We start from the raw sequence: 16967 nt of genomic DNA, 5'->3' as shown, positions 1-16967 counted from the left end.
CTGCTTGAGGCTGCGCATGTAGCCGGACTGAATCGTTATGCAACAGGATTAGGGCTATAGCCAACAAACATCCAGCCACGAGGCCGCCAATCAGCCATTTTTGTATTAACTTCTCCCCATTAAAACTAAAGCCACAAGTGGTTGCTTGTGGCGCGTTGCTCGTTTGCAGTTTTGATTCACGGTTTACTTAATCCGTTTGGCCAAGGCTTCAAGGTTGTGCAAACTGATGTGATAGTGCTGATCGACGCTAAGATAGCGGCGTTGTTTGAAATAGCCAATCACTTGGTTAACTCGTTCGCGTGATGCGCCGACCAAGCCCGCCAAATCGCTCTGGGTAAGCCGAATTGGAATTTGCACCGTGCCAGCTTCATCGGGATGGCCATATTTTTGGGCGAAGGCTAAGAGCTGACGGGCCACTCGCCCATGGACATCGAGCGTCGCCAAGGCCTGAATCTGCTCATTGGCAAGGCGTAAACGGCTCGAAAGCATGCGCACAAGGTTCAAGGTAATTACCGGAGCATTTTGCAACGCTTCTAAAAACGCTGTGCGATTCATCCAAAGCAAGGTGGATTCTTCTTGGGTGACGACAGTCGCCGAGCGGCCAGCGCTATCGATCAAGCTCATTTCGCCGACGGTATCGCCAGCACCGAGCATGGCGATGATCACATCGGTGCCATCTGCTTGCTCGACATGAATTTTCACCGTGCCACTCAGAATGATATAGACAACCTCGCCAGGTTGCTCGACCGACATCAAATTGGTTCCAGCAGGGAAGGTACGCCGCACCAAGCGTCGGCTAATGTGGGCAGCCTGCTCTGGGGCAAGGCCGTCAAATAGCTCAACATCGCGGAGTAACGCCAGTTCTGCATCGCTCAACATTGGGTTATCTCCTAGCATGCGCCAGCCAAAACTCTGATTAATCGTTGTTATGGTTGGATTCATGAGCGTCTTCCTCCACCTGCTACCGTTAATCAAGCACTTAATGGCTCAGTCACAGCGGAGCTTGGATCATCGCTGCTGACAGCTTCTGGTTGGGGCTTGTTGAGCACCAATTCCAAGCCTTCGCGGGCGGCAAGCGTGCCAGCAAACATCGACTGGGCATGCTGTTCAATTGCTTCGATCACATCGTCGCCATAATTTGGCTCGTGATGGAACAATACCAAGGTGCCAACTTTGGCCGATTTGGCAACATCACAGGCCATGGTGGCGGTTGAGTGGCCCCAGCCTTGGGTTGAGCCAAAACCTGGTGCTTTGCCCAAGTAGTGATCCTCGGTGTATTGCGCATCGTGAATCAGCACATCAGCACCTTGGGCAAATTGGGCTAGCCGTTGATCACCATTAATATAGCCTTCTGTGTCAGTGGCGTAGACAACGCTCATGCCTTGCCATTCAATGCGATAGACCAACACGCCATCGGGGTGTGCATATGAGCGCAGGGATTTGATCACGATCATATTCTCGTCAATATCGCTGAGATTATCGTGAAACCGATTGCGCAGCATCGCCTCGCCGCGTTCCTCAGAGAGCAATAATACATCAGTTTCGCGAATGCTCGACACCATTTTTTGGGCGGGCAATTCGGCCATTGAAACCGGAAAAACCGGCGGCAACATAGTTTTGGCCAAGGTTTCTTCTAAATCGCGCTCAAAAATGCCAGGCCCAAAGATATGCATATTGGTATCGCCACGATAGGCAGGGGTGAAAAACGGAAAGCCCTGGGTATGATCGTGGTGCATATGGCTGAACAAAATCGTCACATCAATGGGCTTACCACTGGCTTTGGCGCGAGCATTGAGGCTTTTGCCAAGGTTAATAATGCCAGTCCCAGCATCGAGAATAATCGTGTGGCCATTGGCCTCGACCTCGACGCATAAGGTATTACCACCATATTTCAAATATTCTGGGCCGGAAACTGGGTGGCTGCCACGCACACCCCAAAAACGCACTGTCATGGTTGTCATTGGCTATCTCCTTGTGGGTTGACGTGGGTTTGATGTATCGTGGTTCTATTATGCCCAATTCGGAAACAAGCGGCTGTTAGCTAGCTCACACTTGCCCAACGAACTATAGCACAGGTTAATTGTGGATTAAAGCAACCATACAGGGGATAATCGGTGAGGATGTCTGAGCCACCTATGGCCTATAGGTGGCTCACTAAATAGCTAGTTAGCCAATAAACGATCAACCGCCGAGGTGAGTTCGGCCAGATTCGTCACGAGGTGAACGCGGTCGCAAAGCGGTGCGTAGAGCTGCATATCGCTGTCGCCAGTGCCCCATTGATAGGTATCTTCGGGGGTAAACCAGATTAAGCGTTTGGCATGGCGACGGATGGTTTGCAACGATTCCAAGCGAGGATTGTTGAAGTTGTTGCGCCCATCGCCCACAATAATCACGGTTGTGCGCCAATCGACCGTGCTGAGGTGGCTATGCAAAAAGGTATCGAGGCTGCGGCCAAGGTCGGTGTTGTAGTAGCCGGGCGGGATACTTTCAAGAATATCGTTGACGCTAATATCGGCGCGACTATCGTTGAGTTGATCAGTAATATCGTGCAGGTTGGCGATAAACGCAAACGAATGAGTTTTGCTCACTTGATCTTGTAATTCATAAATCATGCGCAGCATAAACTCAGCCACAGGCCGCATTGAGGTTGAAATATCGCAAATAATCACCAGCTTGGGTTTTTGTTGCTTTTTGCGGTGTTCCAACTTCATGGGCACGCCATCGTAGCGCATATTGTTGCGCATGGTGCGTTTAATGTCGATTTGGCCTGCTTTATCACGCTTTTGGCGTAATGATGCTCGCGAACGCAACAAAGCTGCCAAACGCCGCACTTCTTGGCGCATCCGCTGAATATCTGCATCGGAGAGCGAGCCAAATGGCCGATGTTGCAGATCATCGCCATATTGCGGATTATAATCGTCGCTCATGCGCTCGGCCAAGCCCGAACCAACAAATTGGCTAATTTGGTCGCGCATCGATTGAGCATTGCCCTGCATTTGCTGCATAATTTCGGCCAGTGCCGCCGCATCCATGCCATCTGCTTCCAATTGTTTGAGCAAATCCTCAAGCGCTTGTTTAAACTCGGTCAAGCCCATTTGCTGTTCCATGCGCCGTTCGACCCAGCGGCGTTGGTTGAGCGATTGAATATGATTAATTCCTGAGCTACGAGCCAGCGCCGCCAATTCCTCTGGCGTGAGATTTTGGCCATCCATCAGGCGTTGCATCAATTCGCGAATGCGTTCGCGGAGTTGGGCAATTTCTTGGCGCAACTGCTGCAATTCCTCGGAATCGAGGCCGCTCAAGCCATTGACTTCGCTGATCATCGGGGCATCGCCATGGCCAAAAAAGAGCGGAAACAGCTCCTCGAATTGGGTTTGATGGGTTGCATCTTTGACCAACGTTGCCAACAGCGCATCGTGAAACAGCTGGCGATCGGTGATGCCCAGCTGTTCTAAGGCATTAAAACTATCAAGGCTTTCGGCGAGCGACACACGAACTCCGCCTGCTCGCAGCGCCTTCACAAATGCCACAATCCGTTCATGCATCGTAATCCCCTTGCAAAGGATGAAGGATGAGGGATGAGGGATGAAATACCTTTGAATAAGAAGGAATTCTAAAGCAAGATTTCACAATTCATCCTTCATAATTCATCCTTTATTTCTGCGTCCTTCGTCGTTGCGGTTGCGGCCTGTTTGCATGGCGCGTTGGGTGCGTTGCAAATCGCTTTCATGTTTCAACAGCACGGTCATAGTTTGATCGAGGGTTGTTTGATCGAGTTGCTTGGCGTTGAGCAACACCAAAGCCCGCGCCCAATCGAGCGTTTCAGAGATCGATGGCGATTTTTTGAGATCAAGGTTGCGCAAACGTTGCACAAATTCAACCACTTGGCGCGCCATTTTGGCTCCCAACGACGGCACTTTCAACTCAACGATTCGCAATTCTTCTTCGAGCGATGGATAACCAACGAACAGATACATACAACGCCGTTTGAGTGCTTCGGAAAGCTCGCGAGTATTGTTGCTAGTCAAAATCACGATTGGGCGATGGATCGCTTTGAGTGTGCCAAGCTCAGGCACGGTAATTTGAAAATCCGACAATACTTCAAGCAAAAAAGCCTCAAACTCAGCATCGGCACGATCGATTTCGTCGATCAGCAGCAAGGTGGGCTTGGGGTTGAGAATCGCCTTGAGCAACGGGCGTTGCAACAAAAAGCGCTGCGAGAAAAAGACTTCTTCTTCGGCGGCTAGGCGATCGGCGGCAGAGCGCAACGAATCGGCATCGGAAAGCAAATTGTTGAGCTTATCGCGCAAGAGCTGGGTATACAACATCTGTTTGGCATATTCCCACTCGTAGAGCGCCTTGGTTTCATCAAGCCCTTCGTAGCATTGCAAACGAATCAATTCGCGACCACTTGCTGCGGCCCAAGCCTTGGCAAGCTCGGTTTTGCCCACTCCGGCAGGTCCTTCGGCCAAAAGCGGTTTTTCCAAACGATCAGCCAAGTATAAAACTGTGGCAATCTGATCGGTTGGAATATAATTTTGGGCGATCAGCCCATCCTTAACAGGCTGAATTGGTTGCTCTTCCATAGAATGCTGCTCCTGTAGGCTTGGCGGAAAACTTGGGTTGGTGAGGGAGAGTTTGGGGTAATTGTCACACAAGTTAAGTGTAGCACTTTTTTGATCAAATGCATGGGTATTGAATATCCCCTCACCCCCAACCCCTCTCCCACGCGGCGGGCGAGGGGCTTTCACCTCGTGGTTCTGCCGCAATGCGTTGTCGGCTCCCCCTCGCCCGCGTTGTCGTGGGAGAGGGGGTTGGCTTAAAAGGGTCGGTGTTAAGATCCCCTCACCCCAACCCCTCTCCCGTGCGCGGGCGAGGGGCTTTCACCTCGTGGTTCTCCCTCAATTCCTTTATAAAAAAAGGGTTTCCCCTCGCCCGCGTTCAGTGGGCGAGGGGGTTGGGGGGTGAGGGCATGTGCCACAGCCGATCAATCGCTCAAAACCTACCCTTGAAAGAGAGGAAGCTGGGGGGTGAGGGAACGCTCAATCATTTAGCGCTTAACATTGACATTGGGTAGATACAGTTCGTAATCAATATTGAACCGCCCGCCATAGGTTTCGACCCCAACGTTGCCGGCCTCGTCTTCAACCTGAATCATGAGTTGCAGTGGTTGGGCGGCGATGGTTGGCAGGCTGGCTGAAATTTGCCAGCGCTCGGTCGGGCCCACTTGAAAGGTATCCATATCGATGCTTTGCCAAGCGCCAGTGCTGGTTTTGACCAACATCTCAGCTTCAATTTCATCGCCTGGGCCGTCGTTATCGCGCTCGATCACCATTGCGCGAATCTTGCCATCGCTGGTGCGTTGGGTATCGCGCACAATTGGGTCGAAGTTATCATTGAGCAAATCGTCATCAGCGCCATCGCTCAAATATTTAAGCCGCAACGTAATCGTGTTGAATTGGCGTAATTCGCCGCCGCTGGCCGTGCCTTTGAATTGGGTTGGAGTCAATAAAAGCTGCGAGAAACGCCGATCTTGGTTGAATGGGCCATTATCTTCGAGATTATCGCTCTCGAAGACACTATAGCTAAATGGCTGGTCGGGATACCAGCGATCAGCAAAATCGAAGCTTGGCTCGTGCGGCAGATAAATTTCATCGGTAATCAAACGGGTAACAATCGGATTAAAAGTCACCGTGGTTGCGGTTGTGCCGCCAAGCAACTGAATGCCTTGCAAACGCTGCTCGCCAAAGCTATCGGCCAACGAAAGTGGAATGTTAAAGTTGGGTAATGATGGCAAACCTGCAGCATTGACCATGGTGCTATTAAAGGTGCGGCCTGTCAGCAAGCCTTCCGTATCATTGACCACCGTAGCTTGGGCCGCAATAATTTTGCCGCGGCTCGTATTTTGGGCGGTTGTATAGCTAATGTTGAAGGTAAGATCGCGATCAATCGCATCATCAGTGACGGTTGCCCGCTGCGCCACATTCGGCGGACAGGTCAAACAGCCGTGATCTTGGCGATCGTTTGGTGGGAAGGGAATTGGATTGAGCACATTAACTAAGACCATTGGCATGCCATATAAGGTTGATTGCAACAGCACTTTTTCATCATAGACGCTGAATGTACCAGGCGTGCCTTCGCGCAAATAGGCTCGTTTAGCCCGCACTAAACCATAGCCAACTGGGATACCTTCATAGTCGTTCGATTGATTCATCCATTCGCGGCCAAGTTCGAGGGTAAATTGGGCCATGAGTTTTTCGCTATAACCAACCAAATCGCTATCACCATAGCCAAAACCAGTGTTGCCAACCCATGTGCCATGCTGCTTAAGATAGGCTTGGGGAAAGTCGATTGCCGCGCCACTGCCGCTAACCACATCGCTATCAGCGACACTAAAGCCCGAGTGACAACCAACGCTATAGCCTAAGCGCCGAATTTGATAGGCACTTTCAAGCGTTGCATACTGATGATTGTAGAGAATCGAGGCGCTCACAACATCGCTCGAGGTAGCAAAGTTGGCAGGAATTGCCTGATAGTGGGTAAAGTGAGCATTAATCGATTGGGCTGGATACGGCGACTTCGAAATATTATTATCAATATTTGGTAGCCACGTTTGCGCGAGGTTGGTTGCATTCCACGTGTCATTAATTAAGCCAATTGGCCGCAACCCAGTCAACAGAGTCAAGGTGCTTGAAACCAGCTTCGCTTGATCGGTCAAGAAATCATAACCTGTCACCAAACTGCTATCTTGGGAACTTAAATAAATTTTGCTATCCTCCTCAAAGATAGAATACATATTCAGTTTTTTCAAATAAATATGAATCGAAGCTGGGCTTTCGACCAAGCGTCCAACACTCAATTCAGGCACCCACAATTGGCGACCACGATAGGGAATTGGCTTGATCGCGCCATAAATATTGTCAGTCAGAATCGTTTTGTATTTAAGGCTGCTGGCGGTAAAGCTAGTAGGGTTGATTTTTGAGCTAGCCAAATAATCGCTCTCATTGGCAATCACTGTTTCGTCGGGTACGCGATAGAAGGGCACAACCGAATCGCCGCCAACAATCGTGATATAGCGCAACATAGGACACCGCCGCGCATATTGGGTGATGAGATGATGCACACCCTCAGCAAGCCGATTGGCATAAAATGGATTGGTGCGATGTGCATTCCACCCGGTTGAGGCATCACTAAATGCGTTGCTTGGCTGAATCCACGGAATATTTGCCAAATCGACCACTAAGCCATTGGTATTCGGATCGTTGATATTATCGGAAAAACCAATCAATTCGTCATTAATACTGGTATTGTAGGGCGCAAAGGTTTGGTGAATATCGAGATAGTCGCTATGGGTAATGTACAATGCGCCCTTACAATCTGGTGGCTCATTTTGCACAATATTAAACGGGATTGGTGCAGGTTTGGTCAAACTTGGGTCAAAAGCTGCTTCGATCGAAAGTTTGTAATCGCCTGATTGATCGTCGTCCAGCGGATAGACGAGCAGATAATAAAAGCCTGGTGTCCAAACAAAACTGTTGATACTGGCATCTGCATAGCCATTTGCGCCAATCGCGTTCAGGTTGCCGATTGCATTCAGATTGCCGATGGCATTCAGATTGCCAATGGCGTTCAGATTGCCGATTGCATTCAGGTTGCCGATGGCGTTCAGGTTGCCAATCGCATTCAGATTGCCGATGGCGTTCAGGTTGCCAAGGGAAACATGGCCAGTTTGGGTAATTGGCTGGCCCAAATCATAAAAGAGCGCCACCTGATAATCGCCAAACGTATCAGTTAGGCTAATTGCCAAGGTTGTAGCTGGCTGAACAGTAATTTTATACCAATCAAGATCGCTGCCAGTGCTCAAATCGCCAGCAACATCGCAGACGCTAATAGTTGGCCATAAACAATCATCGGATAGATCGTGGGCGTTTTGCCAAACGTCGTTCCATTCAACTTCAGGCACTGGCATCGGCAGCAGGGCTGGCTTGGCCAAACTATTCGATGTAGGCTGCTGGGCCAATAAACTTAGGAGCAGAACAACGACTCCTAATAAACGAACGTAACGGAAACGGCGCATAAACCCTCCATTGCGAAAATCTGGGCTAAGCCTTGGTTAAACGAGCCAGTTGATCCTGATATTGAGCCATGCGTTTTGGATCGGTAGTTTTGGTCAAGCTGATCAATTGCTCCAAACAGCGTTCAACATCTGCTTGGTTATCGCATTCTAACAAGAGGCTAAGTGCCTGTTCGGCTGCATTTAAGGCTGGATCATAATGGTCTAAGGCCAGCAAAATCTTACTTTGGGTCAATTGGGCCATGCCTTCATCTGCTTTTGCCGAATGTTGGCGGGCCTGAGCCAGCGCAAAATCACAATAATCTAAGGCTTTGGCGTAGTTTTGGCGGCTATAAAACAATTCAGCATAGATGCGATACAACTCAGGTAAAAATGAATCGACATGAATTTCATCGAAAATCGCGCGGCTACGATCGAGCATAGCTTCAGCGTTGGTGCTTTGGCCTTGCGCAAACAGCGTATTACCCATATTCATGTGGGTTACGGCAGCTCCCAACTTGGAGTTGAGCTTGTTCCACAGCACTAGGCTTTGGTTAAAGGTCTCTAATGCTTGGGTATATTGCTGAGTTTTGCGATACAGCTCACCGAGGTTGAGGCTCACCAGCGCTTGGCCATAGCTATCGTTGATCGTCTTTTTGATGTTGAAGGCAGCTTGATAGAGCGCGATCGATTGATCCCATTGATCGAGATCGCTAAAGTTGATCGCGGCGTTGTTGTAGGCATCGGCCAAGCGCGAAATATCGTTGACGCTTTGATACAGCTCGATTGATTTGGCCAGTGCGCCAACTGCCTGCTCGCGAGAGCCAAGCACGCGGTAGGTTCCGCCGATCAGCAAATAGGCGCGGGCTTGCTCGGCTTGCAATGCTAGCTCTTCGGCCAGCGTCAAGGCTTGTTCGGCCCAAGCAATTGTTTCGTGATAGCGGCCTTGGCGTTGATGCAGGCCTGCCCCAAGCAACAACGCCCGTACCCGCTCAACCGATTGCTGCTCGCCCAACAACACGAGCGCTTGTTGCAATTGCTCAAAGGCTAGCTCGTATTCATCTTGGCGCTCGTGAATGGTGGTGATATGGCGCAAAATGCGAGCTTCGCGGCTGTTGCTATACACGCTGCTTTGGCGCAATTGGCTTTGGGCTTGGGCCAAGGTTGGCAAGGCTTCGGCATAATCGCCAGCTTGCAACAGCACATAGCCCAAGCGCTCGGTCAATTCTTGCTCCAACGAAGAATCAGGTTTGCCCAAGTTGGGCAGTAACTCCAAGGCATCGCGATAATGAGCGCAAGCCTCTGCATTAAAATAGCGTTTTTGGGCGGTGATGCCAGCTTCGCGATAATAGCGCACAGCTTCGTGCCAATCTTCGGCGCGGGCATAGTGGCGGGCCAAAATTGGCAACACATCACCCAGATTTTGGCGATAAACTTCTTGGATGCGAGCCGCCACCCGCCGATGCAACTCACGCCGCCGCGCATATAAAATGCCTTCGTAGGCCACGTCGCGGGTTAGCGTATGCTTGAATAAATAGGCCAAATCGGCGGCAATATGGTCGGGCAACACCACATCGGCATTGGTCAGGCGATCCATTTGATTGACCAAATCGTCATCGTTGGTGATGCCACGCAGAATCGTCAATTCGAAGCGGCGGCCAACTACCGAGGCAACTTGCACAGTTTCACGAATCCGTGTATCAAGCCGATCTAAGCGCGCAGTAATCACGCCTTCAATCGTGGTTGGCAGGCTATCAAGCTCGCCGCGCAAATCCCAGCCGTTGCTGGTTTCGACGATTACGCCTTGCTGAATCAGGCTGCGCATCATTTCTTCGATAAAAAATGGATTGCCCTGCGGATTGAAAAAGCGTTCGTCGCTGCGTCGCCAGCGTTCGAGCAAGGCTGCTGGCAATGGCGCGTTGCCAATAATGCCACTGGCGAGGGCTTCGCTTTCGGGCATGCTCAATTCACTCAACTCAAGTGTAATCGTCTGCTCAGGCCAATTCATAGCTAATAGGCCTTTGGTACGCGAGCCAACCAACAAGGCAATCGGCGCTTGATCGGCAGATTTGGCTAAACGTTCGAGCAACTGGCGCGATGAAGCATCGATCCAATGCGCATCATCCCATAAAATTACCAGCGGCGTGGTATTGGCGCTGGCCAAAATCAAGGCCACTACCAACTCAATCGTTTGATCGTGACGTTGTTCTGGTGCAAGGGCTTGGGTTAATTCATTTTCAGCCAAGCTTACATGCAAAATATCGCTTAGCAAGGGCAAAAATCGCTCAAGCTCAGGAGCCAACGTGCTCACCCGTTGGCTGATAATCTGAATCAAACGCTCGCTGGTCAAGCTGCTATTGAGGCGCAGCACTTGGCGCAACATCTCGCTAGCAGAAGCAAATGGTGTGGTTTGCTCATACAATTGGCATTCAATCGTAATCGGCATAAATTCGGGTACGTTGAGGTTTGGGTCGAACGAAGCCAACGATAAACGGCTGAGCAGTTCTTCGAGCAAGCGCGATTTGCCAATGCCAGCCTCGCCAAAGATATTGATAATTTGGCCTTGGCCTTGCAACGCTTGCATACTAATCGCGGCTAATTGATCAAGCTCCTGCACGCGACCAACCAAATCGGCACGCATTGTTTCGCGGCGCACATTGTAGGCGCGATCAACCCGTGCTGGCTCGATTGGCTCGCTTTTGCCTTTGAGCGGTAGGGCTGGCAGGGTTTCGTAGGCAAAGGCATGGCTGGTAAGCCGCTTGACCGCAGGGCTAGCCAACACCTCGCCATAACGGCAAACGCTCATCAAACGCACAGCAGTATTGACCGGATCGCCCATGACGGTGTATTCGCGGCGAGTTTCGCTGCCCACAATTCCAGCAAATACGTGGCCTTGGTTGATGCCAATTTGTTGGTCAAGCAAAGGCAAACGCACATCGTGCTGCTGAATCAAGGCATTAATTTCGTTCATGGCTGATTGCATATCGAGGCCAGCTCGCACCGCTAGCTCGGTATCATTTTCGTTGGCCAGCGGCGCACCAAAAATCGCCAACAATTTATCGCCATCGGCGGCCATATCGAGCTTGTTAACCACGCCGCCATAGTGATTGACGATCTGTTGCATGCGCTGGTAGTAGTGGTTGAGCAACACCGTGGCGCTAGCAGCATCGCATAATTCAACAATCGTGCTAAATGGCGCAATATGGGCAAAAACAATCGTTACCAAGCGAATTTCGCCACTTTTGCTGGCCGCGTTGCTCAGCAATTGCTCTTCGCTCATGCGTTGCGGCAAGAGACCTTGCAAGCCGTGATAGATCGTCGCAAGGGCTTGCAAGCTTGCTAAAGTAACTGGCTGAGCCATGGCCGTAGCATTAGATTCAGCTTGATAGGGCGGATGCTCAAGCGTCGTCGTGAGGGCCGTAAATGGCGTATTGGGATCGGCGGGCAAGCCAAGCAAGCGCATGGTATCTTTGGAGCAGACCACCTCGCCAGGCCGCGCCAACTCTTGAGCACGCGCAACCAAGTTGACCGCAATCCCTGTCAGCATCAACTCTGCATGCTGCTGATCGCCAAGCAAGGCTGCAAACGCTTCACCGCTGTGGACCCCAATTCGCAAGGTAAGGTTAAATTGATCAGCCCGAATTTGAATCTTGCCAAGGCTGGCCATTGATGTTTGCATTGCTTGGGCCGCGTGAGCAGCAAACAGCGCGTGCTGCGTACCAAGTTTGGTTTGATCAAAAAAAGCGGTAACTGCATCGCCACCAAATTTAATTAATGCCCCGCCATGGGCCTCAATATCAGCCACTAGCTGATCAAACAAGCGATTGATAATGCTCGTCACCTGTTCCGCGCCCTCTTTGCCCAGGCGGGTCAGGCTTTCGGAAAGTGCCGTAAAGCCCGAAAGATCGGCAAAGAGCAACGAGCCAGTCCAACGTTCGCCATAGGGAATCGTCAGCGAGCCTTGTTTGAGGCGCTGCACAATTGGGTCGGGCACATAACGCTGCAATTGCTGAATCCGATGGTTCAGCTGATGATCCAAATCATCAAGCTGCGGTTGGGTGAGCGAAACCTCGGCCTGTTGAACTTGGCGCAACAATGAGGCAAATTCTGACGAAGAAGGCGAAATCGACATGGTTTAAACCTTCGCAAAGTAGCAAGCATCAATCACGATATCCTGCATTATAGAAGCTTCTGGCAACAAAACAACGGTCTAGCGGCAGGAATTTCTGATCGGCGTGGTATATTAATCGCAGACTGATTTGGCTAGTTGGATGGACAATCTGTGAGCGAAATTCCCCAAATTGCCGTGGTTATTCCGGCCTTGAATGGCGAAATTAGCGCCTTGCGAGCCTCGCTGGCCCGCCAAACGTGGCAACCAAGCCAAATCGAGGTTGCGGTTGGGGTACGGCCCAACGGCAAAGCACGCAATACAGCAACGGTGCGCACCAACGCGCCCTACGTGGTGTTTATCGATGATGATGCGGTTTTGGCCAATGATGATGCGCTTGAGCAGTTGGTCAAGCCGTTGCTCAACGACCAAACGATTGGCGTAACTGGCGCAGCCAAGCTCTTGCCGCCCGATGCTTCGACGTTTCAGCGTTGGGTCGCCCGCGAAGTGCCCAGAATTGAGCATGCCGTCGTACAAACGCCGCTGGAGAGCAATCCCGACCCACCTTCGTTTTATTGCGAACTAACCACAACCTGCTGTGCGATGCGTCGCGAGGTATACGACGAAGTTGGCGGCTTCAACAACGAATTAATTCGCGGCGTAGATACCGAGTTTTTTACGCGAGTGCGGCGGGCGGGCTATCGCTTTATCTTGGTGCCAAATACCTGGACATGGCATCCGGCTCCGGCCAATCTTTGGGCTTTGTTGCGCAAACATTGGTTGTATGGGCTTGGCCATGCTCAAGAAGTGCGCCGTGATCCTGCGCGTGGACGTGGACGCGTGCTCAAAACACCGTTGCATGCACTGGCCTATTGGCTACTGCGCACGCTCATTTTGCCAATTAATATCTTCTTGCCCTACTCGTTTGCAGCGCCATCGTGGCGGCCAAGTTTCAAGCCACTAAAAGCATTAACCAGCTATGTCGGGGCCTTAGGCTACATTTGGGGATGGTATCGGGCATGAAGCAAGCAACGATTGCGCTTGATTTACGGGTCTTGGATGATCATTTTCCAGGGATTGGGCGTTTTACCTATGATCTGACCTTGGCATTGTTGCAAACGCCAATCGCCAAGCAACTGCATCTCATCCTGCCGCAGCAACCACAAACTCAGTTTGATCTGCAACCAATCTTGCGGCACGCGGCTATTTCGCGGGTGCAGCATGGCTTGTTTGGCTTGGGCCAGCATGGCGAGTGGCGCAAATTGCTTGCTGAAATTAATGCAGAGTTGGCGATTTTCCCCTATTATATTCGCCCGTTATTCCAGCCGTGCCCCAGCATCACGTTAATTTACGATACGATTTCGTGGCGCGTGCCAGCAAGTTTTAGCCGCAGCAAGCGTTGGCAAATCGCTGCGTTGCATCATGTGGCAATTCAGCAATCGGCGGCGATTGGCACAATTTCGCATTCAGCAGCCAGCGATATTGCCCAATTTTATAACGTTAATCCGCAGCGTTTGGCCTATTTGGGCGTGGGTATTTCCGAGCAATTTCAGCCTCAGCCAGCAGAAAATATTGCTGCATTGCGGGCAAAATATGGCTTACCAGAGCGCTATATCGTCTATGTTGCTTCCGACAAACCGCATAAGCAAATCGACTTTTTGTTGCAGGCATGGCAAGCTGCCCAAACCGGCGAGGTTGGTTTGGTGCTTGGTGGGCGTTGGCGCAACCCAGCGAGCGAGCAATTGCTGGCGAATCCCAGCTTGCACGGGCGGGTTTGGCGCATTGCCGATGTGCCAGAGGCTGATTTAGCGGCGTTGTATAGCGGTGCGTTGGCCTTGGCCTTTCCGTCGTTGTATGAAGGATTTGGCTTGCCTGCACTCGAAGCGATTGCCTGTGGCACACCAGTGTTGGCCCAAAACAGCTCATCGTTGCCTGAAGCGGTTGGCGCGGCAGGTTGTTTATTGCCAAATGAGCAAGCGGCGTGGGTCGCAGCATTGGAGCGAATCTGCCATGATGCGGCGTGGCAAGCCAATTTGGCGGCTCAAGCCAACGCTCAAGCCGCCAAATTTAGCTGGTCACATGTTGCCCAACGCTTGGTTAAGCTGTTAGATACTCTCTAACTCGGAGATACCTGCATTCTCGGTGCTACGGCGCACAATGCGCCAACCGCCATGGCGTTGCAGATAGCGCAGCGTCATCCAGATAAAGGCGCGATGGGCAACCACAACCGCGCGCGTGCTTGGCGACCATTGCTCAAGCATCGTATTCCACGCTTTGATCACGCGGCGCTGCGCCACCCACCAGGTTTCGCCCCACAGCGGACGATGCGGAATAAGCTGCGAAAGATAGCCACGAATATACATCGTGCGCAACAGCCGCACGCGCTCGCGGCGCAGCAAAAATGGCACAATCGCGCTAATTTCGTGCAGCTCGTTGATAGTTTGAATTGGCAGCCCAACCCGTGCCGCAATAATTTGCGCCGTATCCAAGGCCCGAATATACGGGCTGCTATACAAACGGGTGGGATTGAATGCGGCTATTTCTTCTGCGACCGTTGCCGCCTGCTCGCGACCCAAGGCAGTTAATGGTGAATGCTGGGCATGCTCCAATAACTGCCGAAAATCTTCTAGCCCAATTAAGCGTTTTAAATCAGCGGCATTTTCTTCCGATTGACCATGGCGCACCAGATAGACCCGCATGGTTCCCCCACAGGCTAAGCAACTATTCGCCAGTCGTTAATGGCGTGTATTGTTTATACATGAATGGGTCGGGAAATGCTAGTACATGAATATTGGGATCGATCATGCGCACGGTGCTGCTATTGGTTGGATAGCCATCAAAATTAAAGACATTCAAGCCGCTGGCAAAATCGCTCATGCCAACCGAGGTCATGGTTTTGTCGTCGCCTTGGCCACCAACCATACGGAACAAGGTCAGATCGCTGGTGCGGGTGCTGCCCAAAAGCACGTTGGTGTTGGCCCGCAAACGCGTGCGCACTTGGGGCTCGCCATTTTGTTGGCCAACCGTCACATTGCCCACCACAATCCCACGCGTTAAGCCAGCGGTAGTCAAGAGACAATTGGCCCACGAGCCAAATTCGCCATTGCTAACGAAGCTGCTTGAATCGTTCATGCTGGTACAGGTGCGGAAGTTGCTGCCGCTAGGGAAGGCCAAAACCACCAAACTTGAGCGCGAAAGATAGGCTTGATCGCTGCCGCTGCCATTGCCGAGGAAATTGATTGTATGGTTGCCAGCGGTCAAATTGAAGGTTGCGGCAATTGAGGTTGAAATATCGTTGCCATCGATTTGCTCATTGTTTGGCTCTAAACTATCAACATCAACATAGCGATCGGTGCGCACATCGCCGGTTGTCGCCTCGTCAACGCCTAAGCGAAATTGCAAGGCTACCTCGTTGCCAGGAATTGGCAAGGCCGAGCCATCGGCGCTGACAAACACGGTGCTATTGCTTGGCAAATTGAAGCTACAGGCCCGAACCACGCTTGATGTAGGCGTTGCGCGCCAAACCCCAAGCCCAGTATCAGTAGCACAAACTTGAATATTGGCCGAGTTGGTTGGGAAGGCCAAAACCGTTAATTGGGCATTATTCAAGGTAAGTGGGCCATAGCCAACAAAGCCGCCAACCAAACTCAGCGTATGCACCCCAGCGCTGGCAGTAAACACGGTAGTGCTGGCAAAAATGCTGGTTTCGCCAGTGTTGAGTTGGCCCAGCGCATACACATTGCCCCAGCGATTGCTACTTTCGCGCAACACGCCATCGAGGGTGAGGCCAATGCGGCCTTCGTAGGTGTTGGTTACGGCATTGGTTTGCATGCTGAAACTACCAGTTGCCATCACAAAAATCATAGCCGATTCGGGGACGTAAATTTCACAATTGAGTGCAGGAGTATCATCGCGGACGGTGCTTTGCCAATTTTCGGCGCTCGCAGCACAGGGAACGAGCCATTCATTGCCACCTTGTGGGGCTTGGCTGCGCAAGGGTTCGCGATTGCTGAGGCTTGGTTCGGGCCTAATTTTTGGCGATAGCGGTTGTTGTGCTTGGCTGGGCTGCACTGCCGTAACCAACAACAATGCCAACAAACCCAAGAGTCCTAGTGTACGAACCTGTAGCAAATGATGCACATGTTCCTCCCTTCCAAAAAAGCTAACACTGGCATCACATTGTAGATTGACCGATCAGCGCAAGGATGGTAAAGCGTACGATTTTACCAGCGCAGCAGGCCAGCAAAAATTTATATACTGGCATGCGGGTGATCCCTGCGGCTATGCCTGCAAAATCCATCAGTGGATTGGGGAGGGCTGCTAGCGCAAAAATTGCGAGTGCTCCCCAGCGTTCAACGTAGCCTTGAATACGGGTAAACCGTTGTTGTTGATCAAAAACGCTGCGACCTGCACGCCCAGCAATATAGCCAGTCAACTCGCCGATGCCTGCCCCCAACCCGCTGATAACTCCTACCAACCAGGGATTGAGGGTGCGCCCAGCGGCCAAGGCGGTCATAAAGGCTGGCGCTGGCACAACCACGGTCGCATTGCCCAACAAGACCAGCACAAAAACTCCCAGATAGCCATATTGGCCAAAATGGCGAAAATCGACCAGCAACAAGCCAATGCTGATGGCGATCATCAATCCAATTGTTAAGCTGGCGCGCAAACGGCTTGGTCGGGGCGATGTTGGCGTTGTCATTGGTTGGCTCTTTCAATTCTAGCATTCATTGCGACGATTAAGCATAGTACTATCCATTGATCAACTGCTAGTTCTTAGGTGTATTAGGCGCTTTGAATTGGCTT

The 16967-nt window shown here is 51.4% G+C and carries 11 protein-coding genes; 2 read left to right on the top strand and 9 right to left on the bottom strand.

The window, feature by feature from the left end; genetic code table 11:
• Positions 1-183 precede the first annotated feature (183 nt).
• From C5S61_RS09520 to C5S61_RS09495, 6 genes are all read right to left on the bottom strand, one after another.
• Positions 184-942, bottom strand: a complete 759-nt coding sequence (locus tag C5S61_RS09520) for a Crp/Fnr family transcriptional regulator (RefSeq protein WP_110514825.1) — start codon at positions 940-942, stop codon at positions 184-186.
• Between the two features lie 29 nt (positions 943-971).
• A complete protein-coding gene (locus C5S61_RS09515) occupies positions 972-1961 on the bottom strand; it encodes an MBL fold metallo-hydrolase (RefSeq protein ID WP_110514824.1) in 990 nt (329 codons plus the stop codon).
• A 201-nt stretch (positions 1962-2162) separates the two neighbouring features.
• Positions 2163-3545, bottom strand: a complete 1383-nt coding sequence (locus C5S61_RS09510; RefSeq protein ID WP_110514823.1) for a vWA domain-containing protein — start codon at positions 3543-3545, stop codon at positions 2163-2165.
• A gap of 102 nt (positions 3546-3647) precedes the next feature.
• The gene (locus C5S61_RS09505) at positions 3648-4586 is read right to left on the bottom strand and encodes an AAA family ATPase (RefSeq protein ID WP_164689317.1); all 939 of its coding nucleotides are present in this window, start codon (positions 4584-4586) and stop codon (positions 3648-3650) included.
• Positions 4587-5050: 464 nt separating this feature from the next.
• Complete coding sequence (locus C5S61_RS09500; RefSeq protein ID WP_110514822.1) at positions 5051-8077, bottom strand: hypothetical protein; 3027 nt, start codon at positions 8075-8077, stop codon at positions 5051-5053.
• Positions 8078-8102: 25 nt separating this feature from the next.
• The gene (locus tag C5S61_RS09495; RefSeq protein ID WP_110514821.1) at positions 8103-12185 is read right to left on the bottom strand and encodes an adenylate/guanylate cyclase domain-containing protein; all 4083 of its coding nucleotides are present in this window, start codon (positions 12183-12185) and stop codon (positions 8103-8105) included.
• 150 nt (positions 12186-12335) lie between these two features.
• On the opposite strand from C5S61_RS09495, the gene C5S61_RS09490 reads away from it, so the two are divergent.
• The gene (locus C5S61_RS09490; RefSeq protein ID WP_164689316.1) at positions 12336-13184 is read left to right on the top strand and encodes a glycosyltransferase family 2 protein; all 849 of its coding nucleotides are present in this window, start codon (positions 12336-12338) and stop codon (positions 13182-13184) included.
• The gene (locus C5S61_RS09485) at positions 13181-14281 is read left to right on the top strand and encodes a glycosyltransferase family 4 protein (RefSeq protein ID WP_164689315.1); all 1101 of its coding nucleotides are present in this window, start codon (positions 13181-13183) and stop codon (positions 14279-14281) included. Before C5S61_RS09490 ends, C5S61_RS09485 begins: the two co-directional genes overlap by 4 nt.
• On the opposite strand, the gene C5S61_RS09480 is transcribed toward C5S61_RS09485, so the two are convergent.
• From C5S61_RS09480 to C5S61_RS09470, 3 genes are read right to left on the bottom strand one after another with little or no spacing between them, the layout of a single operon-like run.
• Positions 14267-14860, bottom strand: a complete 594-nt coding sequence (locus C5S61_RS09480; RefSeq protein WP_110514818.1) for a histidine phosphatase family protein — start codon at positions 14858-14860, stop codon at positions 14267-14269. The two genes, C5S61_RS09485 and C5S61_RS09480, sit on opposite strands and share 15 nt — an antisense overlap.
• A gap of 22 nt (positions 14861-14882) precedes the next feature.
• Positions 14883-16301 carry a hypothetical protein gene (locus C5S61_RS09475; protein WP_110514817.1) on the bottom strand — a complete coding sequence of 473 codons (1419 nt, stop codon included), beginning with the start codon at positions 16299-16301 and terminating at the stop codon, positions 14883-14885.
• A 34-nt stretch (positions 16302-16335) separates the two neighbouring features.
• A complete protein-coding gene (locus tag C5S61_RS09470; protein ID WP_110514816.1) occupies positions 16336-16863 on the bottom strand; it encodes a VTT domain-containing protein in 528 nt (175 codons plus the stop codon).
• Positions 16864-16967: the final 104 nt, after the last annotated feature.

It is taken from the genome of Herpetosiphon llansteffanensis (genome assembly GCF_003205875.1).
Taxonomy (GTDB): Bacteria; Chloroflexota; Chloroflexia; order Chloroflexales; family Herpetosiphonaceae; genus Herpetosiphon; species Herpetosiphon llansteffanensis.
This window is presented reverse-complemented; position numbering and strand designations above follow the sequence as displayed.